Source organism: Segatella sp. (assembly GCF_977051555.1).
The window spans coordinates 1-22,960 of sequence record NZ_CDRSSE010000055.1 but is presented as its reverse complement, the minus strand read 5'-3'; the positions used below and the strand labels follow the sequence as shown (position 1 = coordinate 22,960).

Sequence of the window (22,960 nt, the reverse complement as noted above, 5' to 3'; positions counted from 1 at the left end):
CTTGGTAATCTCCATAATGATATCTTTTTATGTTTGTAACTAATTGGATTTCAACTACAAAGATACAAAAAATATCGGAGATTACCAACTTTTTTAGGCACTATTTCTTATCCCGAACTGAGGTAATTCTGTACCATTAGCTGTCAAAGCTGCATTATCCAAAGCTGCAAGGAAATTGTAACGACCCTTTGTTGCATCATTATACCAATTGGTAGCATCTGCATTAATCAAAGTTTCATCAGCATCACCAATGAATGGATCACGATCTGCAAAATTCCATGTCTGTGCCAAAGCTGCACTCAAACTCATCAAGAGGAGTGCCAAAGTAAATACGATTTTCTTCATTTTGCGTTCCTCCTGTTTTACTTTATGATTACTTTCTTACCATTAATAATATACACGCCCTTAGACAAGCCCTGAAGGGAAAAACCTACACACTGGCCCTGAAGGTTATAAACCTTACCCTGCAATGCCTTCTTGATGCCTTCTACCTGACTGATGCCGGTAGTCGTGCTGTAGGAGAATGAAAGGGTTACGAGCGACATGTCCTCTGTAGCAGATGAGTTATCTGCATAATGAAGAACGACATTGTCACCATCGAAGGTAATCTCTGAGATGGTCTTTTCTATGACCTGGCCTTCAATCTTTACCGTCTGTTTGCTGTCGGCGAATACTGCCGTAGACAACATCCCAGCCAACAATAATAAATAAGCTTTTTTCATTTTAATGAATATTTGTTAGATTAATTTTTTGGTTTGTCATTGAATTTCTACAATGCAAAAGTAGTGAAAAAAAATCTATTATAAAACATTCCGGCGCATTTTCTTTACGCAAACGTTTGCATAAGTGTAAAAATGAAACCTTAAAAAAAGGGCATAAAAAAGACTGAATCCTGTTACGAAGATTCAGTCTCATAAAGAAGTGGTACCACCAGGAATCGAACCGGGGACACAAGGATTTTCAGTCCTTTGCTCTACCAACTGAGCTATGGCACCAACTTTCACAAATCGCGATTTATCATTTGCGGGTGCAAAGGTAATACTTTTTTCTGGTTCCTGCAAATTTTTCGGGAAATTTCTTTCAAAAAAAGATAAAAAAGTCTATTTTTGTTGGTGTTGTCCATTATTTAATGTACCTTTGCAGCAGATATCGGGATTTAGCGCAGTTGGTAGCGCACGTCGTTCGGGACGATGAGGTCGCTGGTTCGAGTCCAGTAATCCCGACCAAAAGCCGTCTAATGTGCCTATACACAGGGGATTTGCCTTGGTCGTGGCCAAAATGGTCGGCGAAATTTCGGTATCACAAGAACTTAAAAATCCGTAAGCCTATGAAGTTTTTAAAGGATTTTTTTTATATCAATTACCATGAACGGCGAGCATTACTCGTAATCCTGACCCTGCTCGTTGTCAGTACCACAATGATTTTCATTGTAGGTTCTAAAGAAACCATGCCATCAGAAAAACAACAAGCCCATAACGATAGTATCATCAGACATGCCACGCGGCAACAGCCAGGCTATTATGACGAAGGACTTCAGTCGAGCGAAGCATTCGCCTTTGACCCCAATACGGCAAGCCAATCTGATTTCCAACGGCTGGGACTGGAATCATGGCAAGCCAGAAACATCATCAAATACCGAAATAAAGGAGGTATCTTCAGGACACCTAGAGACTTTGCACGGGTTTACGGACTAACCAAGAAGCAATTCGAAAAACTGCTGCCCTTTATCAGAATTGGTAAAGACTACCAGCCGGCTGCCAACTTTTACCCAAGAGAAAGATACAACTATGACTATCAAGAGACGGCTATAAGAACTAGAGAAGAAAGGAAGAAAGACACTACCCAATACAGTTATCCACGAAAGCTGAAAGAAGGTCAGTATATCAACATCAATTCTGCTGATACGACCGAACTGCAGAAAATTCCCGGCATAGGCTCTTACTATGCCAGAAGCATCATCCGATACAGAGAGCGGTTAGGCGGTTTCGTTTCCATGAGCCAGATACAAGAAGTGGAAGGCGTGCCCGAGACAGCCCTCCACTATATGAATATTGATGCAAAACATATCCGGAAAATGAATGTCAACCAGCTCAGTTTAGCTGAACTGCGCAAACATCCTTACCTTAACTTTTACCAGGCAAAGGAAATCGTAAACTACCGCAGAACCCATGGTCCGCTGAAAAGTGCTGAAGAACTGCGTCTCCTCAAAGACTTTCCACCTGCCGAAATAGAAAGAATCAAGCCGTATCTTGCCTACTAGGAGCAAGATAGCCTGTCTGCAAGTTTGCCGGTTTTACTAGATGACGCCAAACTGGTGCAGGAAGATAAGCAGAATACAGATTGGGCAGATGAAACGGATAGTGAACAGGAAGACCGGGAAGAAAGTTCCCTTCAGGGTTCCCCAGTTAGTAAACTCATCACGCACAATCTTCTTTGGCACATACCATCCCAGGAACAGACAGGTGATGAATGAACTCAACGGCATGAGCAGCTGGGCAGTAAAGTTGTCACAATTGCTCAGGAAATCCTTGCCGAAGAAGCCCAAATCAGGTACGGCGCCCTGAGAGAGCGAACAGAATACAGCTATGATGCAGCAAACGATGGTCTCGAACCAGGCTCCCTTGGCACGGCTTATCTTACCCTCCTCATAAATAAAGGCGGTACCTATCTCGTGCATCGAGATGGTAGAAGTCAGGGCTGCCAATACAAGCAAGGCATAGAACAACACCGAAATCACATAACCGACAACCGGCATATTACCGAAAGCCTGCTGGAATACGTTTGGCAAGGTAATGAAGATGAGCGAAGGACCGCTGTCTGGCTGCACACCTACCGAGAAGGCTGCAGGGAAGATCATCAAGCCTGCCAATACGGCGATTACCGTATCAATGGTCACAATCTGAGTAGCCGACTTCAAGAGATTGGTCTGTCTGTTGAAGTAAGAGGCATAAGTACACAGACAAGCCGTACCCATGCTCAAAGAGAAGAACGCCTGTCCCAGCGCTTCGAGCAACACATTCTCATCTACCTTAGAGAAATCCGGCTTCAGCAGGAACTCCACTCCTTTCATCGCTCCCGGCAGAGAGCAGGAAGCTATCACAATCACAATCAACAGGAAGAAGAGCATAGGCATCAGTATCTTGGATGCTTTCTCTATGCCATTACGCACACCGCGTACTACCACCATGTGGGTAAGCAGGATAAAACCTACTGCCCATAAGGTAGGACGGATAGGATCGGCTGAAAAGGTCTGGAAATAGGTCTTCACATACTCTGCGTCGCCATGAACACCACCCATGATACTAGCATAGAGATACTGCAGGCACCAGCCAGCCACTACGGCATAGAAACCCAGGATAATCATAGAGGTGATGACACCCATCAAGCCCAAAGCACCCCAAGCCTTATGCTTTCCCAGATTGGTATAAGCACGGGCTGCATTGGATGCAGAATGACGGCCGATGATGAATTCGCTCATCATGCCAGGCAATCCGAGCAGAATGATACATACCAAATAGATGAGAATGAAGGCGGCGCCACCATTCTGACCTGCCATATAAGGGAAACGCCACACATTACCCAAACCGACTGCCGAGCCGGCTGTGGCAAGAATAACGCCCAACTTACTACCAAAATTTCCTCTTGTTTCCATTATCTAAATCTTTAATGTGTAGTGTTTGTGTTTTCCGAAGAAACGGCAGATGCTACACCTTATTATATATATATGCTTGTCTGATTATATGATCATCCGATTACAAATACTTTATCCGAAAACACCAAACTGGTTCAGGAATACCAGGAAGATGAGGACAGGACAAACGAACTTAATCAGGAAAAGATAAATACTGAAGAGACGGCCCTTCAAGGTTCCCCAGTTAGTAAACTCATCCTGTACGATCTGCTTAGGTACATACCAGCCCAGGAACAGGCAGGTAAGGAATCCTCCCAGAGGAAGGAATATCTGACCCGTAACGAAGTCGAACCAATCGAACAGCGCCTTTCCGAAGAACGAAAGCTTATCTGTTGCACCCAAAGAGAGCGAGCAGAAGGCTCCGATGATGGCACAGGAAACCGTAACGATGGTAGCACCCTTCTTGCGGTCTATCTTCAACTCCTCGTAGAAGAAAGAGGTATTCACCTCATGAAGTGACATCAGCGAGGTCAAGGCAGCTACCGACAGCAATACGTAGAAGAGCAGCGAGATAATCCATCCCAATACAGGTAACGATGCAAACGCCTGATTAAAGACATTCGGCAAAGTGATGAAGATGAGCGAAGGACCACTATCCGGTGATACTCCTACAGAGAAGGCTGCAGGGAAAATCATCAGACCAGCCAGTACTGCTACCAGCAAATCGATGATGGAAATCTGCAAAGCACTCTTAAAGAGATTGGTCTGACGGCTGAAGTAAGAAGCATAGGTACAGATACAGCCCATACCGATACTCATCGAATAGAACGACTGTCCCAAAGCATTCAGGAATACATTTCTGTCAACCTTTCCGAAATCAGGCTTCAACAGGAACTCCACACCCTTACCGGCATCCGGCAACAGACAAGCTGCTACCACGATAATCAAAAGCAGGATGAACAGGAGAGGCATCATCACCTTAGAAGCCTTTTCTATTCCGCCTCGCACACCATGAATAATCACGAAATGGCAAATCAGGAATATCGCTACCGTCCACATAACCGGACGGATAGGATCAGAAGAGAACTCCTTGAAGTAATTCGCCACAAAGGTAGGGTCACCATGCAGTTCGCCCATAATGCTGGCATAGACATACTGCAGACACCAGCCCGAAACCACCGCATAATAGCCCGTAATCAGGAAACCGGTAAGCACCTCAAGATAGCCTACCCACTTCCAGGCCGTACCATTAGAGAGTTTGGTATAGGCACGTGCGGTATTAGAGGCACCATGACGACCGATGATAAACTCAGAAATCATACATGGAATTCCCAATAGGAGTACACTACCGATGTATACCAGAATAAAGGCTGCGCCACCTTCCTGACCAGCCATATAAGGGAAGCGCCATACGTTACCCAAACCTACGGCGCCACCTGCTGTAGCAAGAATCAATCCAATCTTGCTACCAAAACTTCCTCTATTTGAATCTGTCATTTCTATCTTTCTATTACTAATTTCTAATTTTTTGATTTTCTTCGTGCAAAATTATAAAATAATTCTGAAATATATGAATTATTTGAAAGCAAAAACACAAATTTAGTAATATTTATGCAATTTGATCCGTTTTAGGACGCAGAAATGACCTTTTCTATACATTTTCTATCGATATTCAGTCGGCAAGGTATCACGCCACTTCGAGAACGGATTACCCAAGAGATGCGAATTATAGAATCTCTTGTCACCTGTTACCTCCATACCGATGAAATCGGGTTTCTCATAGGCTTCGGTCTCGCTTGCCAGCTCCACTTCAGCCATGACCAGACCTTCATTATCGCCATAGAACTCATCCACCTCAAAGGTATGATTGCCGCTTTTCACCAGATAGCGCCGCTTATCGATGACGCCTCCCTGACAAAGTTGCAGGAGATGCTGCGCCTCGTCCATCGTTATCTCCTTTTCAAACTCATAGCGGGTCATACCGCCATTTACCGACTTGCCCTTAATGGTAAGGTAAGCCTTCTCGTCCCGTGTGCGAACCCGCACCGTAGCCCCCTCGGCAGGAATATATCCCTGCTGGATATGACTAGAAGAAAAGGCGGCGCTTTTATAAGCGTCGCCCTTCTTAACGAGGAATTTTCTTTCTATCTCTAATCCACTCATTGTTTTATACTAATCTTGTTGCATAGAAAGCGAATAGCATACCAAGGACTATCAATCCTATAAATATCCACTTGATTACTTTCTCGCCTTTTGCAGCCTGTTTCTTCTGATAAGCCTCATGTTTGGCTCTTCTTAAATCTTTATTTCCACTCATAGTCGTATATTTTTTAGATTATTATTGTTGTTCATCATCATTCGTAGGGAACTCCATCAGGTATGCCTTGATGAAATCATCAATCTTGCCGTCCATCACGCCATCTACATCCGATGTCTGATAGTTGGTACGATGGTCTTTCACACGACGGTCGTCAAAGACATAACTTCTAATCTGGCTTCCCCACTCTATCTTCTTCTTGCCAGCCTCAATCTTAGCCTTGGCTTCCAGACGCTTCTTCATGGCGCGGTCGTAGAGTTGACTCTTCAAGAGCAACAATGCCTTGGCACGGTTCTTTGGCTGGTCACGGGTCTCAGTGTTCTCGATGAGGATTTCCTCTTCCTCACCTGTATCAGGGTCTGTATACCAATAGCGGAGGCGCACTCCCGACTCCACCTTGTTCACATTCTGACCACCGGCACCACTCGAACGGAAGGTATCCCAGGAGAGTTTGGCTGGGTCTACATATACCTCGATGGTATCATCTACCAGCGGAGTTACGAAGACGCTGGCGAAACTGGTCATTCGTTTGCCCTGGGCATTGAAAGGAGAAACACGCACCAGACGGTGCACACCGTTCTCACTCTTCAGATAACCATAAGCATACTCGCCACCCTCGATGGTCATCGTCACGCTCTTGATACCAGCCTCATCGCCTTCCTGCATATCGGTAATGGTTACCTTATAGCCATGAGCCTCAGCCCAGCGCATATACATACGCATCAGCATCTGTGCCCAGTCCTGGCTCTCGGTACCACCGGCACCGGAATTAATCTTGAGCACGCAGTCCATCGGGTCTTCCTGCTGGCGAAGCATGTTCTTCAACTCCAGGTCTTCGATGGCTTTTATCGCCTTGGCATAATCGGCATCCACCTCTTCCTCGGTCACCATTTCGTCTTTATAGAAATCGAAGGCTAGCTGCAGTTCATCGGCATAAAGACGCACGGTCTTATAGCCATCCAGCCATTTCTGGATGCCCTTCACCTTCTTCATCTGCTCCTGTGCATACTTCGGGTCTTCCCAGAAGTCAGGAGCCTGGGTGCGGAGCTGCTCCTCTTCAAATTCTACTTTTTTCTGGTCTATATTGAGATAGCGATGTAGAGCGTCAGCTCTGTCCATCACATCCTTCAACTGGTCAGCTGTTATCATTAACTCTTAACTATAAACTTTTAACTTTAAACTTTATGATTACTCCTCATACATCTTGTCAATCTCCGCCTTGTAGTTCTTGTTGATGATAGGGCGGCGAATCTTCAAGGTATTGGTCAACTCGCCCGACTCCATTGAGAAGTGGTGAGCCAGGAGGGTAATGCGCTTGATCTGCTCATAATAAGCCAGATGCTGCTGGAGAATCTGAATACGGTCCATCAGCATCTTCTGTACCTTCTCGTTAGCACACAAATCTTCACGGCAGTTGAAGGCGATATGATGCTCACGTGCCCAGTCCTCCACGAGACGGAACTCTGGAACGACGAGGGCTGATACGAACTTGCGCTGGTCGGCAATCACAGCCACCTGATCGATGAACTTATCTACCAGGAGCAACGATTCTACCTGCTGCGGAGCGATATATTTACCATTCGATGTCTTGAACAGGTCCTTGATACGCTCGGTGAGATAAAGCTCGCCATCCTTCATGTAGCCGGCATCACCGGTATGGAAGAATCCATCCTTGTCGAATGCCTTCGCATTGGTGGTATCACGATGATAATATCCCGGAGTGATGGTAGGACCCTTGAGGAGTACCTCATTATCCTCACCTATCTTTACCTGAATGCAGGATATAGGGCGACCCACCGAACCCAGACTGCGTTTCTTGTCGAGATGATCGCAAGATACGGTAGCAAGACTCTCGGTCAGACCATAACCCACCACCATATCGATACCGATGGCATGTACAAACTCCTCTACTTCCGGACTTACATAAGCACCCGCTGTAGGGAAGATATTCGGTTTTTCCAAGCCCAACTGCTTGCGAACCATGCTCAAAACGGTCTTGTTGATAATTCTATATTCCAACTCCAATGTCAGAGGAGGGCGCTTGCAGTTTGCCAGATATTCTATATTCCTCTTCTTTCCTACTGCCAAAGCATGGTAGAAGAGTTTCTTCTGGATAGGACCGGCATCATCCATCTTTGCCTTTACGGCGATATACACCTTCTCCCAGAAACGTGGCACACTACACATACAGGTAGGATGCACCTCTCTCATACTCTCCTGAATTTCATGAGGATAAGTATTGATGATGAGTTCGGCACCTTCGCTCAAGCAGAGGTAAGACCAGGCACGTTCAAAGATATGGGTAAATGGAAGGAAGTCGATGACGCGGTCCTTTTCGGTAACAGGCACGCATTCGTCGTTTGCCTTCAAAGCAGCATAATACTGGCTATAGGTTAGCATCACGCCCTTACTGTCGCCCGTTGTTCCACTGGTATAGAGGATATCAGCCAAGTCATCCATACTTGCCTGCTTGTAGAGTTCCTCCACTTCTGTCTGACGAGGAAGATTCTCACCCAACTTCAGAAAGTCCTTGAAATAGAGAGCAGCAGGATCGTGTGTACTGATGCGTACGCTGGAATCGAAGATGATGATACGCTCCAGAGAAGGACAGAGGGCAAAGATACGGTGAGCCTTGTCATACTGCTCCTGTTCGCCTACAAAGAGGAAGCGAATCTGCGCATCATTAATCATATATTGAATCTGCTGCTCGCTGCTGTTGGCATAGAATGGCACAGCAGTAACTCTGATACCGTACGCACCGAAGTCGGTGTACAGATAATGCACACAGTTCTGCGAGAAGACAGCAATTTTGTCAAGAGGTTTAGCCCCAAGATTCAGGAGGGCATTGCTCACTTGTTTCACTCTTAAGGAAAAGAGGTTGAATGAAACCGATTGCCACTGGTCGCTGCCAAACTTTCTGAAAGTTAAAGCAGTTTTCTCTCCCCATTTCTTGGCGAGATCATGTACCAGTACCGAAAGATGACTATTAATCTGCATAAGCTTATATTTATATTCTGATGCAAAGATAATAGAATTTGTTAAGAACACAAAATAAAAAGATACTTTTTCCACTTTATCTGCTCTTTTTTTCGTATCTTTGCCCTCGAAACAATAAAAAGGGAGATTATGATGACACAAGAAGAATATGTAAGCGATGCCGTGGATTTGCTGAAAAAGCTCATCGCCACCCCATCTGTAAGCAGAAACGAGAAGGAGGCTGCCGACATCATGGAGCAGACCATCCGCAAATATGGGTTCGAACCTCATCGTGAGGCGAACAACATCTGGATTATCGACCCTCATTACGATGAGAGCCGACCTACCCTGCTGCTCAATGCTCACATCGATACCGTGAAGCCTGTGGCTTCATGGACACGCAACCCGTTTTCACCGGATGTAGAAGAGGGTGTACTTTACGGCTTGGGCAGCAACGATTGCGGCGGCGGACTATGTTCGCTCCTCCAGATATTCAGAATGCTGACCGCAAAGCCTCAGCAGTATAATCTTATCTATCTGACATCCGCCGAAGAAGAGGTGTCGGGAAAGGATGGCATTACCCATGCCCTGCCTTTGCTTCCGCATATCGACCTTGCCATCGTAGGTGAACCTACCGGCATGAACCCGGCTGTTGCCGAAAAGGGACTGATGGTGCTGGATGTGATTGCTCACGGAAAGAGCGGTCATGCTGCCCGCAACGAGGGAGTAAACGCTATCTACGAGGCATTGGATGATATGCGATGGATTCGTGACTATAAGTTTGAGAAGGTGAGCGAGTTCCTGGGCCCTACCAAGATGACGCTTACAGTAGTGAATGCCGGAACCCAGCACAATGTGATTCCGGATAAGTGTACGATGCTTGTGGATATCCGCACCAACGAGTTTTACGACAACGAGGAGGTTTACAAGTTTATCTGCCAGCACCTGAAGAGCGAGGTGAAGGCCCACAGTTTCCGCCTGAAGTCATCCCGCATCGACCCGGCGCATCCTCTTATCAGAAAATGTGTAGCCATGGGCATGAAGCCATTCGGCAGTCCTACCCTCAGCGACCAGGCTCTGATGCATTTCCCTTCGTTCAAACTGGGTCCTGGCGAATCTTCCCGTTCCCATTCAGCCGATGAATTCATCAAAATAAGCGAGATAGCTGATGCTATTGCCAAATACAAAGAGCTCTTAGATGGCGCTGCCATCTAAGAGCTCTGCTCGATTCATCTATTACACCTTATTATATATATATGTTTACCTGAAGAATTACTTCACTACCTGTTCAGTAGAGGCATTCTTGCCGTTGATAGGAGTACCGGCAGTACCATTGTTTACAAAGAACTTTGCCTTGAGATATGCCGTAGGAATCTGAACCTTATACCAACCTGTCTTACCATTATGAGAAGCAGATGCATCGTAAGTCATCTTGACTCCAGGCCATGCTGTAGAAGAGGTAGTACCATTATAGAAGTAGCAATAAACATTCTCCCATTTAGAAGCGTTGTCGAAATAAATATACTCTGGGTCTGCTATCACCTCGTCATGCACCTTGGTCACAGTAGAACTATATGTTCCGTCAACATAGTAGCCGTGATTGACAAACTCAACATCATTTGATACCAATTTATTTCCATTACCATCGAGGAAGATGATGTGAGAAGGAACAGTTGTCTCTGGACCATCATAAGTCCACTTGAAGACATTCTTGCCTGCAGCATTCTTGCCTGCAGGAGTCAACTTTGTGTTGATAGCATCATTCCATGCACCAGCATACTTAATTACAGGACTAACCTTGCCATTCCATACATATACGGCTGCTGCCGCATTAGATGTCTCCAAGAAGCAGGAAATTTCATCCGCCTTATCGAGTTCAGGAACATAAGCCTTCACTTTCTTATAAGTTACAGAACCTGTTTCTGTCTTGCCCGCCTTATCGGTTGCACCCCAAGTGATAGTAACATTCTTACCATAGGCTACATCAGCACCTACAGTAAACTGCTTGGCTGCTGTAAAGGTCTCCTTCTCACCGCCATTCACCTGAATCCAGGCAGAAGTAGCATTCAAAGGAGTAGCTGTCACGGTGAGCGTCTCATCAGAGAAGGCTGTGCCATCAGCAGGATCGAAAAGAACCTCAGGAGTCAGTACGATAGGACCAGACTGATAGATAACAGCGATACCCGATTCGCCAACATGACCAGAGATAGTAGAAGCATTTACGGTGAAAGCACCACCGCTTACCATATCCTTATAAGTACCAGACTTGAGCCACTTGCCGTCGCCAGCACCATTGGCTACAGTCACGTCACGGTCGGAACCACTACCCAATACGATGATAGCGCCACTCTTACGAACCTGAGCACAAACGCCATTGCCTTTTACATAATAGTTAGGCTCGCCAGCACAAACATTGTGCATGTGGTTTACCTGAGCCACTTCAGCATCTTTGAAGTGAACACTTCCCTTATCACCAAATCTGATATCATTCTTTGCCTTCTGAGCAGGACGGGAGAAATAAAGAGCGGTAGCTCCATTGTTACCAGCTACGACTGCATACGCACGGTCGATAACATTCTGGCTCTTATTCTTTGACTCGCCACCATCGTTGGCATAAGTATCATGGCTTTCACCCCAATAAAGCAACTTTTCTGTCTTTGCATTTCTCTGATTGAAATTACCTACAGACTCGTTGATAGAACCACCGGCAAAAGAATTGGCAAATCCGTTACCATAACCATTATCAGTAATGCTCATATAGGTCTGATACTCAGGGAAAAGGACATTATCATTACCACCAGTATTATCAAGGATTTCACCATAGTTGTACATCTCCTGGTCCACCACATTCTGCATAAAAGAGTCACCCTCCGAAGGCAAGCCGATATGCTTGATAGCATCCCAACGTACACCATCCACACCACAGGCCTTCAAATCCTGGATGTATTGTTTGATGATGGCTTGCACAGTAGGATTGTTGGTATCGAGGTCCCACATACCAATCATGCCAAATGTCACCTGATGACGGTCGTGCCAGTTACCCACACCAAATCGTTCATGATAAAGACTCTCATCCAGTAAGCGTGAAGCCACATTAGGATAGTCAGTATGGTTGGCTACCACATCCACAATTACCTTAACACCATACTCATGAGCCTTAGCGCAGAGAGCCTTCAGGTCAGCTTCAGTACCAAGACCATTACCTATCTTAAAGTCGTATGGACGATAAACATCATACCATACAGAGCCTTTACCTGCTCTTTCATGAACTGGAGAAGTCTGAACGGCAGTAAAGCCTGCCTTAGCGATATTAGGAATTTCTTCCTGGATATCAGCCAAAGTCCAGTCGAAACAATGAAGGATGACACCATCCTGAATCTTGTCTTTAAGACCATATTTGTTGTCTGCGAAGATGTTGGATGCCATGCTGAAGAGCATCACCAACATCAGGAGACCATAGTTTATTGTTTTTTTCATAATCTGCTATTATTTTCTGATGATTACTTTCTTACCATTATGAATATAGAGTCCTGGCTGAGCAGGTTTGCTGATACGGACACCTGTGATAGAATACCATGCATCATCGGTTGTCTTCTTTACATCTGCGATGGTAGCATTCTCAATGGCTGTCACAACCTTACCGTTTACATAAACCGTTTCACCCTGAAGAGTAGAACCAGCTTCGCCATTATTGATTACGAAACTACCGGTAAGGAATGCTGCAGGAACCTCCAGAGAATAATAACCTTTCTTGCCGTTATACTCTGTTTCTTCATCGAGCTGCATCTTCACGCCAGGCCATTCTACTGAAGCCTCAGTTCCATTATAAATATAGCAATATACATTCTTCAGGTTCTCTATTGCATTATCAAAGAATACTTTCACCTTGCCTGCAGGAGCAATCTCAATGGTCTTGGTAAAATTACCCTCTACATAATAACCATGATTTTTGAATTCCAAGTTACCATCAACCAGTTTCTGCTTACCATCATGAGTAAAGATGACACCTGTAGGGATTTCTGTTCCACCCGTATAGGTCCACTTAAAGACGTTCTTACCATCTTTAGTGCCTACTTTAGTCATGGCATCACCTGGCCAGGCAGCTTCGGTAAACTGATCAATTTTGCTATTCCAAGCCCAAATCTTGGCATTGTCATAACTTGTCTCCAAGAACACGGAGATCTCGTTTTCCGTTACCACTGGTGTATAGTCTGCAGCAAATGCTGGAGCTGGAGCCACGAAAGTCATGCTCAGCAGCAATACCAGTGTACAAATCAACATATAAAATTTCTGCATAAACAAAATGTATTAAGTTTGAATTATAAGATTTCGTCGGCAAAAATAAGAATACTTTTTGAAAAGCAGATGAAGAAAAGTTGAATAATTGGCATTAAAAAAAGACAATCGTTTGCACAATTTGCAAGCGTATGCCTTTTTTTATGCTATTTACTCAAGTGGCTCAATCAGCTTACTCAAGTGGTTCAATCAGCGAGTACAGCCGTCTGCGTAACCCAGTTCAGCCATATCCTTAACCCGATACAGCCATATCTGTAACCCGACGTAGTCGAATCCTTAACCCGATGCAGCCATATCTGCAACCCGATGCTGTCGAATCCTTAACCCGATGCAATCGAATCCTTAACCCGACGCAGCCGCTTTAGTTGGTAAACGGAAGTACATCGTTTGTTTACCTCATTTGAGTGCTCAATAACTACCAGGGAGAATTACCTTTTTTTGATGACTACCAGGGCTAATAATAGCTACCATCAGGGAGAATCATGGTTCTTCAGAATATGCCCGAATCACTACCAGGGAGAATCTTAAAAATACAAAATGCTGAATATCAAGCAGTTAGGGGCAGATTTTTCTACCCTACACTATACCAAGTATATTATATATATACATTTACATCTTTTACACTATACGTAATACGGGAGGAAAAAGATTTTTTTTCAACAAATCAGCTTTTAAAATGCATTTTTTCTCTTCAAAAATTTGCATAAGTCTGAAAGAAATATTACTTTTGCATCATGAAAGCGCGGAGAATGCGATTCTCCTCCCGATGAAGGACACCGGGAAATGCTTTCGGTTAAGGATTAGAACATAGCTCATTGAGTAGGACTTCCCATCCCGAAAAGTGAGTGACCAAAAGGTAATCCTTACAGGGCATTCTATGCCTGATAAATTTGATAATGATTTATCGGCATGGATGCGAAGTAAGGTTCTCTTTTGGGAATAAGAATGAACGGCAGAAAATCTAACCATGCGGATAGATCGTTTTAACTTATTTGTTAGCCTTACTCCAATTCCATGCCGGTTTTCAATAAACAACAACAAGACTTGCCCCAATCGGTAGGCCACTAACCATTTAAAGAGAAAACCGACAATGGAACAATTTAATCAACAGCATCCGGGCGGGCAGCAGTCCTTCCCTCAGACAAATCAACAAGAGAAACAACTGATAGCCATCCTTGGCGTACAGGGATTGTCTTACCAGAACTATTCTGTGGTAGAACTCAAAATCGTTCTACAGATTATCAAGCATGCCCAGAAAGCCATCTTGGGCTATGTTATCCCTTATCAGGTAACTTCACAGACTTTTAATGGATTCACCGCAGAACAGAGAGCTGCAGGCCACACCGATGTCATCATGAAACTGTCGGAGTTTAAATTTGGAGCTGGACATTATCCGCAATTGCGCGATGCCATCCAGCGTATAGAATCCAAGCCCATCCAGCTGCCGTTCAAGCAGGGCGACCAGACCTACTACCGGAAATTTGCATGCCTGTTTAAGAGTGAGATATACCAAGACCGGCACAAGAACTGGATGGTAAAATTCCGCTTCGACAACAACGTGATACGGTTTTTCTACAATTTCGACAAGGGAGTCAGCCGTATCGACCTCAATGCCATCAACCAATGCCGCAGCGCATCGAGCATCAAGTTATATCTCATCATGAACTGCTGGGCTGTAAAGGGATTCACCATCAGCAAAACGGCACATATCCAGCAACTGATGCATGGCAGGGAAGATTACTACAAGACCTGGTCGGCACTGGACAACAAATGTCTGACTTTTGCCTGCAAAGACCTCAAGCGCCTTTACCGGAACCACATCATCGACCAGTATCTTACCTATAAGCCTTTCTTTCTGGAGGAGGGTAAAAAAGAGAAGCATCACCTGCCCGAGCACATCACCTTTACCCTGCACGACCGTCGCACTTCTGGCGAAACTGCGGATGGTGCAGAAGTGAGCAGCGAACTGAGAGGACAGCGGAGCAAACTGAAACTCCGGCTGCAATGCAATTATGATGTGAGCGAGAAGAAGGCTGACCAGCTGAGCGGCTATCTCAGGTTAGATATGATTGGCGACCTGGAGGACTTCTTCCTGCGAAAGGATTATTACATAGCCAACTGCAGGCGTTCGAACAAGAAGATGAACACGGGTGGCTATATGACCACAGCGATGATAGGTTTCTTTAAGGATCATGGTGTAGAAGGATTGTAAAAAATATAAAGCTTATGAATTATCCCCAACGTATGTACAGCAAGACCGAGCTGGGTCTGCTCTACTTTCCCGACACAACCGACGGGGCAACAGCGCGCCGTCATATCATGGGATGGATTAAGCGTTGCGAGCCCCTCTGGAACGAACTGCAACGTTTAGGCTACCAGGAGCATAGCCAGTATTTTCCTCCCCGCCAGGTATCCACCATCTTCGAATACCTGGGCGAGCCGGGGGCATAAAGGAAAAAGGGTGTGTCATAAGTCCAGATAATGGCAGCAAGGTGTCGGGCTGAACCAACGGTCACCGGCCGAAGGGAAAGGTAAAGCCCAAAAGCTCCTAGCCCAGGGCTAGGAGCTTCTGCTCATCGGCTCATTCATACATTATCGGCTCAGCCAAGCCTCCGGATTGAGCTTGGCAGTCTCCTTGCGAAGCTGGAACTGGAGGATGTTTTCAGAGCCAACACTACCCAAAGCCTGACGGGTACTTACCTTCTGACCCTTATGAACGCTGACCGATTTCAGATTACAGTAAACAGAGATGTAGGCACCATGACGAACCAGCACGTTCCACATACCACCATAACCGAAGACGGCACTCACCTCACCATCGTAGATGCTGCGAGCCACACAACCCGGCTTGCCCTGAATGTTGATACCCTTGTTGTCAAGCGTTACGCCCTTCAAACCTTCCACATTATACTGGCCGAAATGACTGACCACACGGTAACTGCCGCTGATAGGCATCGGCAATCTACCACGGTTAGCCTCGAATCCACCGCTCAGCATGCGGTCTACCGAACTCAAGGTAGAAGCCTCCTGTGCCTCCTTCTTGGCAGCGGCAATCTCACGGGTACTGCGTTCCGCATCCATCTTCGCCTTCAACTCAGCAGCCTGTCTTTCAGCCTCTGCCTTTCTTGCAGCCTGTTCGGCAGCAGCCTGACGGGCAGCCTGTTCTGCGGCGGCACGCTGGGCAGCCTCGGCAGCAGCACGCGCCCTAGCCTGCGCTTTTGCCTTCGCCTGAGCAGCAGCCTGGGCAGCAGCCTCCTCCTGAGCCTTTCTTGCAGCCTCAGCAGCCAGTCTTGCTTCTTCGGCAGCCTTTCTGCGGGCAGCTTCGGCAGCAGCCTCACGCGCCTTGGCTTCGGCTATACGACGGGCATTCTCCCTGGCAGCAGCCTCGGCAGCAGCTTTCTTGCGAGCCAGTTCCTCGGCACGTTTCTTGGCGGCAGCAGCGGCAGCAGCCTTCTTCTTAGCCTCGGCAGCAGCACGGGCTCTTGCCTTGGCTACTTCCTGAGCTATCAAACGGTCAATCTGAGCGTTGATTGCCGCATCTTTCTGACGCTGGTCGGCAATCACAGCCTGAATGGTCTTCTGCTGTTTCTGCAGTCCCTGCACCATTTCCTGCTGCTGGGTCTGTTTGCCTTCCAATACCGTCTTCTCCTGCTTACCCTTATATAATAAGGTGTTCTTATGCCCCTTTACATGCTGCAACTGCTGATGCTTCTCGTTCACCTGCTTCTGCTTAGCCTTTACAGCTTCGCCCTGTACCTTCTGATAGGAAGAATACTGGCGGATGAAGGAAAGGCGGCGATACATCTGTGTCAGATTTTTGGCACTGAAGATGAACATCAACTTGTCCTGAACCGTATGATGACGGCTCATATAGCGCATGGAACGGATATACTTGTTCTTGCGGTCCTGCAACTGTTGCTGAAGCGTTTTCAACTGTGCCTGCAGGATACCGATATTGCCGTCGATATGATGGATATCCTTCTGGATACCATCAATCTTCTTCTGGCTCTGGTCTATTTCTCCGTTCAGCGCCATCAGGTCTTCAAGACGTTTCTTCACATCAGCCTGATTCTTGCGCAGAGCCTGCTCCTGTTCCCTGATTTTCTTCTGGATGGAAGCACGCTGTCCCTGCAAGCCTCTGATAGATGCATTGCTATAGGTTGCCGCCTTGCGTTCTGCCTTGGTTGGCGCAGCTGATTTGGACGTCTTTCTGGCAGCCTGACTTCTACTGTTGGTCTTTCTGGCAGGAGTAGTAGCCTTCTTTTTCGTAGTTACGGCAGTCTTCCTCACCAGCTTCTTCTGGGCAGAATGCTTCTGCGCAAAAGGTGCGAGCGAGAAGGTGATCGCCATGATGAATAATAAGATTCGCTTCATTTCTTATATTAAAAACCCATGTTCTATACTTACAAACTCTTGATGAGCATTTACATACTCAATATCTTGCTGAGCACATCTGTTGGAGAAATCTGCTTGTATTTGCTGGAAATCTCGGTCTGAGTACTCCACTTGCTGTCGGTCTTCACCTGATTCAATTCGAGATTGATCTTCGCCTCCTGCTTTTTCTTGGTAGCAGTTGTGGTCATCGTCAGGTTCAGGGAGGCAGGGAACATCTTGACACCTACACTCTTGAAATTGCCGTAGTCTACAAGAAGATTGGATGTGCCATTCTGCGTACTCTTATAGACTACATCGGCTGCTGTGATACGGCCGGTTCCGCGATTGGCAGTCCAGGAATAGGTCATGTTTCCGTTCTTGAAACTTATCGGCACAGCATCTCCTGCCACATCCAGTCTGGCATCAAACTTCTTCAGGTCTGATTCCTTCACAACTCTTTCGCCCGGCAGGAGCAGCTGGTTCCAGAAGAGAGCCTGCAGAGAATAGAAGGAGATGCCCTGCTTCTTGAGGAAGTCTACCTGGGTATAATCTGCCTTGATATATTCCTTGTGCAGACGGTCGATGATAAGCACATGGTCAGGAGTAAACTCCAGACGGCCTACCTCTGTACCTAAGATAGGAATAAAGAGCTGGATGCGGATGATTTCATCCTTACGCATGCTCAGTTTTCCCGGCACGGTAATATCCTTATCACCAGCCTGGAGAGTAAACGACATGTTACCTACAATATTCTTGGTATAAACCTGATTGTCTGAAACCTTCTGCACGAAAGCCAACTTCTTGAGCGCCTCACTCTGACGGGAGTCTGAACCCTTGGTGGCATTCTCTTTCTGATGACTGGCTGATGAGGAGCCAGAGCCCTGCAAATTCTTGCTGCTTCCGCAAGAACCGAGGAGCAGGATGCTGCAGGCTGCGGCAAGCAGCATCATCTTATTCTTCTTCATTATATATTTCATCTTTCTTGATTTTTCTACTTTCCTATTATTTCTTCTTACCTTTTCTTACTGACTTCTTCGTAGCGGCAACTTTCTGCTTTGGCGCATTACGCTTCTTCAGTTCTTCTTCGGTAATATATTGTCTGTTCTTAATCTTCCATGCCAATACCTCTGTCTGGTTCTCGCCGGTATAGGCTTCCTTCCAGAAATTCACGGATTCATCGGCCATACCATTCATATAATAGATATCTCCGGCATGTTCTATAACGGTACTGTTATCTGCGGTGGAATCGCGGTTTTTGAGCGCCTGGTCTATATAAGTCTTGGCATCAGCATAACGTTCTTCCATAAAGAGAATCCAGGCATAGGTATCCAGATAGGTACCGTTGTTCGGCTCTGCCTTGATGGTCTTGTAGCTCATCGACTCTGCCTTATGCAGGTCAGTACCCTTTACGCTCAGATAGTAGGCATAGTTGTTCAGAGCCATCACGTTGTCATCTTTCCATTGCAGACAGGAGTCGTAAGCCGCAAAGGCTTCCTGCTCTTCACCTTTCTTATGAAGGATGTCGCCGGTTACGGCATAGAGGTCGGATACCAGGTCGGCAGGCGACTGCGCATTCACCTGCGCCAGACCGAGACGGAACTCGCGAAGCGCCTCGTCTTCCTTATTTTTCTGATAATACGCCATTCCACCGAAGTAATAGAATACCATTTCTTCGGGATTATACTCCTGAGCCGCCTTACATTGCAGAGAGACCAGGTCATATTTCTTCTCGTTCCAGAGCATCTGCACGAGTTGCATTCTGGCATTCACGTTATCCGGAGCTATGGTCAGCACCTTTTCGAAGGCACGGCATACGGAATCGGCTGGCATCTTCTTCAAACTCATGTAAGCAGCTCTCATCTCTGCCACTTCGGCTGACGGGTGAGCCACATTGAGCGCCTTGTCGAACAGCGCAATCACCTTGGTAGAATCACCACCTTCGCTCTCGTTCTTCTGAATAAAAGAGCGGAACATCATCACCTTGGTATCCAAATCAGATTTCGGACTCATCAGGATTTTATCGAGCATCTGCTCGGCAAGCTGTTCCTGATGGGTGGCATTATAATAGTCGTAAAGCGACATCTGGGCATAGGAGTTGTCTGGTTCTTCCTTCAGTACATCGGTAAAGCACTTGTAGGCTTCCTTCTGACGGTCGTGCTGCACGAGCCAGTTGCCCAGCATTGTCTTATACTGCATATCCAGCGGATGCTGGTCTACCAGCGACTTCAGTTCCTGATAGGCAGCCTTCTTATCGTTCATCAGTTCATAAACTCTCATTTTAGAGAGGGTGAACTGTTCGCTTTCACCTTCTTCCACCTCAAGACGCGAAATGGTTTTGAGTACCGATTTATAATCCTTATTCTGGGAATAAAGCTGAACCAGAATGCGGAGGGCATCGGTATTATCGTGGTTCTTGGCATACAGGTTCTCGTAGGCATCGATGGCAAGATCGTAATTCTGACTACCTATATAATATCTGCCCAACTGTTCGGCATAGGTCTGATTCTCCGGATTCAGTTCTATCGCCTTCTGCATATAGGCAAGCGCCAGGGAATCCTGTTTGAGTTGAGAATAGAAAAGTGATTCATAGAAATAGGTCTCAGCCGCCTTCGGGTCAATCTTCCTGGCATGCTCAAAGAGGTCGAAAGCTGCCGAATAATTTCCGGCAGCCTGCTGGCGCGCTCCCTCCAGGAAGAAATAGTTGTAGCGCTGGCGGTCGTTCGGAGAGAGATAATCCTCCTGAACCGCCGGCTGCTGAACCGGCTGCACCTTCTTTTTACGGGCAAGCGACGGCATGGCTACCGAACCCAGCAAGACCAGGCCCATTGCCCAACTGATATTTCTAAGATTCATCTTCACGATTCTAATCCTTTCTATTCTATCTTTTCTATCTTTAATAATCTGTTATTTTACTCCCGTATGACCGTAACCGCCGGCACCACGCTCGGTCTCATCGAGTTCATTAACCTCGATGAAATCGCATTGTTCGTGCTTAGCAAGTACCATCTGGGCTATACGTTCGCCATCATTAATGACGAAATCCTCTGTAGAGAAATTGATGAGCAGAACCATGATTTCACCGCGATAATCGGCATCGATGGTTCCCGGAGTATTCAGTACGGTAATGCCATGCTTCAAAGCCAGACCGCTGCGAGGACGGATCTGCGCTTCATAACCTGCAGGCAAAGCCATATAAAGACCGGTTGGCACCAGTCGTCGCTCCATAGGATGAAGCACGATTGCCTCATCGATGTTAGCACGCAAATCCATGCCGGCACTCTGTGGTGTGGCAAACGCAGGTAGAGGCTGATGCCCCTTGTTGATAATCTGTACTTTTATCATGACTTTTTCTTTTTTAATCTGTGTCTGAGTTTAATAATCTGCAAAAATAAGCAATTTTGATGGAATAAATGAATTTTTGAGGATAAAAACATGTAATTTATCATATTTTATTTTGATTTGTGCTTACTTTAGTGTATTTTTGCGCTACAGAATCAAGTAATACAATAATATGGAGTGGAAACAACTGATATCCAACAAGCGTTTCGGACAGGAGCATAAGCATGCCGAGCGCCATGATGATCGCTCTGAATTCAAGCGCGATTACGACCGTCTTATCTTTTCATCGGCATTCCGCCGTTTGCAGAACAAGACGCAGGTATTCCCTTTGCCGGGCAGCATCTTCGTTCACAACCGTCTCACCCACAGTCTGGAGGTGGCGAGTGTGGGCATGTCGATAGGTAACGACATTTCACGACGTGTCATCCAGAAACGGTCTGAACTGAAGGAGACGCTCATCGAGGAGATAGGAACCATCGTAAGTGCAGCCTGTCTGGCACATGATTTGGGCAATCCGCCTTTCGGTCATTCCGGCGAGAAAGCCATCCAGACTTTTTTCTCTGAAGGACCGGGTCAGAAGATAAAATCAATGGTTTCATCGGAGTTTTGGGATGACATTACGCATTTCGAAGGTAACGCAAATGCCTTCAGAATCCTGACCCACCGGTTCAAGGGGCGCCGTCAGGGAGGCTTCGTCATGACCTATTCCATGCTAGCTTCCATCGTGAAATACCCGTTTGCGAGCAGTCTTGCCGGGAATCACGGCAAATTCGGTTTCTTTGCTTCTGAAGCGGAATCTTACAAGAAAATTGCCGATGAATTGGGCATTTTTTGCAAGTCTGCACCAGGTGAGCCTCTCAAATACGCCCGCCATCCACTTGTATATATGGTAGAAGCTGCCGATGACATCTGCTACGAAATCATGGACATCGAAGACTCCCATAAGCTCAAGATTCTTTCCTTTGCCGAGACCGAGCACCTGCTGCTGAGTTTCTTTGATGAAGATATCCAGCAGAAGATAAGTCAGCGCATCATCGATGAAGAACTGACTGACGAAAACGAGAAAGTGGTTTACATGAGAGCCAGCGTCATCGGCAAACTGGAGAACGAATGTGTGGCAGCCTTCCTGGCTCACGAGGAGGAAATCCTTGCCGGAACTTTCGAGGGAAGCCTCATCGACCACATTTCCGAGCGCCAGAAAAAGGCATACAAGGAATGTGAGAAGATCTCCTACTCTAAGATTTACCAAAGCAAGCCGGTGCTCGACATAGAACTGTCGGGTTATAAAATCATGGCAACCCTGATGGAGGTTTTCGTTGAGGCAGCCGTAAACCCATTGCGCTTCAATTCCAAACAGCTCCTGCGCCGGGTAAGCAGCCAGTATGATATAGAGAACGAGAATCTGGAGGAGCGCATCATGGCGGTGATTGATTACATCAGCGGCATGACCGACATCTATGCGCTAGACATTTATCAGAAGATCAACGGTATCAGTCTGCCTATTGTTTAAGGAGTTCAAACATACCAACGCGGCGAAGCTTAGCCCCGACTTTTGGATAAAAATAGCCATCATTAGCCTTGACTTTTGGATAAATGTTGTATCTTTGCACTGAAAATCAATAAGACACGCCCTCTTTCACCCGCACCTCACAGGAAAACGACAAGGGTCTATATGCCACGATGAACAGGTGGCGTATAGACCCTTGATTATAGGATGATATTCGTTATTTACATCTCCGCTTTCAGCAGCTTTATCTCCTCTGCCGTCAGCCCCGTCATATCCATGATAGACGCTTCATCCATACCCTTTGCCAGCATCTTTCTGGCAATCTCAAGGCTTCGCAGGTTCATGCCTTCAGCTCTGCCTTTCTCCATTCCTTTCTGATATCTGTCATCTAGAAGGGTTCTTTCAACACTTACGGAATCCCAGAATTTATCATAGGCTCTGAGTTCGGCATCTGTAAAGCCGGATATCTCCAGTTCTTCTACGGCTTTTCCAATCTCCGGATCATTGAGCAGGTCGGAAG

At 46.3% G+C, this 22,960-nt stretch carries 19 protein-coding genes, 2 tRNA genes and 1 pseudogene; 6 read left to right on the top strand and 16 right to left on the bottom strand.

Annotated elements, in window-relative coordinates; all coding sequences use genetic code 11:
* Window positions 1-93: 93 nt before the first annotated feature.
* From ACWJAO_RS11750 to ACWJAO_RS11740, 3 genes are all read right to left on the bottom strand, one after another.
* Complete coding sequence (locus ACWJAO_RS11750) at window positions 94-345, bottom strand: hypothetical protein (protein ID WP_449140384.1); 252 nt, start codon at window positions 343-345, stop codon at window positions 94-96.
* A gap of 17 nt (window positions 346-362) precedes the next feature.
* Window positions 363-722: a subtilase gene (locus ACWJAO_RS11745; RefSeq protein ID WP_449140383.1), complete on the bottom strand. Its 360-nt coding sequence runs from the start codon at window positions 720-722 to the stop codon at window positions 363-365.
* Between the two features lie 200 nt (window positions 723-922).
* A tRNA-Phe gene (locus ACWJAO_RS11740) sits at window positions 923-995 on the bottom strand.
* A gap of 155 nt (window positions 996-1,150) precedes the next feature.
* Here ACWJAO_RS11740 and ACWJAO_RS11735 point away from each other — a divergent pair.
* Both ACWJAO_RS11735 and ACWJAO_RS11730 read left to right on the top strand, forming a co-directional pair.
* A tRNA-Pro gene (locus ACWJAO_RS11735) sits at window positions 1,151-1,226 on the top strand.
* Between the two features lie 191 nt (window positions 1,227-1,417).
* Entirely contained in the window at window positions 1,418-2,260 is an 843-nt protein-coding gene (locus tag ACWJAO_RS11730; RefSeq protein ID WP_449140382.1) for a helix-hairpin-helix domain-containing protein, read from the top strand.
* 36 nt (window positions 2,261-2,296) lie between these two features.
* Here ACWJAO_RS11730 and ACWJAO_RS11725 read toward each other — a convergent pair whose 3' ends face one another.
* From ACWJAO_RS11725 to ACWJAO_RS11700, 6 genes are all read right to left on the bottom strand, one after another.
* A complete protein-coding gene (locus tag ACWJAO_RS11725; protein ID WP_449140381.1) occupies window positions 2,297-3,652 on the bottom strand; it encodes a sodium-dependent transporter in 1,356 nt (451 codons plus the stop codon).
* A 111-nt stretch (window positions 3,653-3,763) separates the two neighbouring features.
* Window positions 3,764-5,128: a sodium-dependent transporter gene (locus tag ACWJAO_RS11720; protein WP_449140380.1), complete on the bottom strand. Its 1,365-nt coding sequence runs from the start codon at window positions 5,126-5,128 to the stop codon at window positions 3,764-3,766.
* 165 nt (window positions 5,129-5,293) lie between these two features.
* Entirely contained in the window at window positions 5,294-5,794 is a 501-nt protein-coding gene (locus ACWJAO_RS11715) for a CYTH domain-containing protein (RefSeq protein WP_337500273.1), read from the bottom strand.
* A gap of 4 nt (window positions 5,795-5,798) precedes the next feature.
* Entirely contained in the window at window positions 5,799-5,948 is a 150-nt protein-coding gene (locus ACWJAO_RS11710; protein WP_022120222.1) for a hypothetical protein, read from the bottom strand.
* A gap of 21 nt (window positions 5,949-5,969) precedes the next feature.
* Entirely contained in the window at window positions 5,970-7,097 is a 1,128-nt protein-coding gene (gene prfB / locus ACWJAO_RS11705; protein WP_317603125.1) for a peptide chain release factor 2, read from the bottom strand.
* A gap of 39 nt (window positions 7,098-7,136) precedes the next feature.
* Window positions 7,137-8,945 (bottom strand): AMP-dependent synthetase/ligase, encoded by a 1,809-nt coding sequence (locus ACWJAO_RS11700; protein WP_449140379.1) that lies wholly within the window; start codon window positions 8,943-8,945, stop codon window positions 7,137-7,139.
* A gap of 129 nt (window positions 8,946-9,074) precedes the next feature.
* Between ACWJAO_RS11700 and ACWJAO_RS11695 the strand changes: the two genes are divergently transcribed.
* Window positions 9,075-10,139, top strand: coding sequence for a M20 family metallo-hydrolase (locus tag ACWJAO_RS11695; protein ID WP_449140378.1), 1,065 nt, complete (start codon window positions 9,075-9,077; stop codon window positions 10,137-10,139).
* Between the two features lie 57 nt (window positions 10,140-10,196).
* Here ACWJAO_RS11695 and ACWJAO_RS11690 read toward each other — a convergent pair whose 3' ends face one another.
* Window positions 10,197-12,401 carry an alpha-amylase family glycosyl hydrolase gene (locus ACWJAO_RS11690; protein ID WP_449140377.1) on the bottom strand — a complete coding sequence of 735 codons (2,205 nt, stop codon included), beginning with the start codon at window positions 12,399-12,401 and terminating at the stop codon, window positions 10,197-10,199.
* A 9-nt stretch (window positions 12,402-12,410) separates the two neighbouring features.
* Complete coding sequence (locus ACWJAO_RS11685) at window positions 12,411-13,205, bottom strand: starch-binding protein (RefSeq protein ID WP_449140376.1); 795 nt, start codon at window positions 13,203-13,205, stop codon at window positions 12,411-12,413.
* A gap of 1,105 nt (window positions 13,206-14,310) precedes the next feature.
* Between ACWJAO_RS11685 and ACWJAO_RS11680 the strand changes: the two genes are divergently transcribed.
* Together ACWJAO_RS11680 and ACWJAO_RS11675 are read left to right on the top strand one after the other, a co-directional pair.
* Entirely contained in the window at window positions 14,311-15,432 is a 1,122-nt protein-coding gene (locus ACWJAO_RS11680; RefSeq protein ID WP_449140375.1) for a replication initiation protein, read from the top strand.
* A gap of 14 nt (window positions 15,433-15,446) precedes the next feature.
* Window positions 15,447-15,671, top strand: coding sequence for a DUF4248 domain-containing protein (locus ACWJAO_RS11675; protein ID WP_117588154.1), 225 nt, complete (start codon window positions 15,447-15,449; stop codon window positions 15,669-15,671).
* 141 nt (window positions 15,672-15,812) lie between these two features.
* Here the strand turns inward: ACWJAO_RS11675 and ACWJAO_RS11670 are convergent, their stop codons facing one another.
* Genes ACWJAO_RS11670 through dut form a run of 4 tightly spaced genes read right to left on the bottom strand, consistent with a single transcriptional unit; the run spans window position 15,813 to window position 20,936 of the window.
* Window positions 15,813-17,594 carry a murein hydrolase activator EnvC family protein gene (locus tag ACWJAO_RS11670; protein WP_449140374.1) on the bottom strand — a complete coding sequence of 594 codons (1,782 nt, stop codon included), beginning with the start codon at window positions 17,592-17,594 and terminating at the stop codon, window positions 15,813-15,815.
* Between the two features lie 50 nt (window positions 17,595-17,644).
* Window positions 17,645-18,559: a DUF4292 domain-containing protein gene (locus ACWJAO_RS11665; protein WP_449140373.1), complete on the bottom strand. Its 915-nt coding sequence runs from the start codon at window positions 18,557-18,559 to the stop codon at window positions 17,645-17,647.
* 37 nt (window positions 18,560-18,596) lie between these two features.
* The gene (locus ACWJAO_RS11660) at window positions 18,597-20,447 is read right to left on the bottom strand and encodes a tetratricopeptide repeat protein (protein WP_449140372.1); all 1,851 of its coding nucleotides are present in this window, start codon (window positions 20,445-20,447) and stop codon (window positions 18,597-18,599) included.
* Between the two features lie 51 nt (window positions 20,448-20,498).
* The gene (dut, locus tag ACWJAO_RS11655) at window positions 20,499-20,936 is read right to left on the bottom strand and encodes a dUTP diphosphatase (RefSeq protein ID WP_117692971.1); all 438 of its coding nucleotides are present in this window, start codon (window positions 20,934-20,936) and stop codon (window positions 20,499-20,501) included.
* A 169-nt stretch (window positions 20,937-21,105) separates the two neighbouring features.
* On the opposite strand from dut, the gene ACWJAO_RS11650 reads away from it, so the two are divergent.
* Window positions 21,106-22,443, top strand: coding sequence for a deoxyguanosinetriphosphate triphosphohydrolase (locus tag ACWJAO_RS11650; RefSeq protein ID WP_449140371.1), 1,338 nt, complete (start codon window positions 21,106-21,108; stop codon window positions 22,441-22,443).
* A gap of 218 nt (window positions 22,444-22,661) precedes the next feature.
* Here the strand turns inward: ACWJAO_RS11650 and ACWJAO_RS11645 are convergent.
* A pseudogene (locus ACWJAO_RS11645) lies at window positions 22,662-22,960 on the bottom strand (Rpn family recombination-promoting nuclease/putative transposase); the annotation flags it as partial.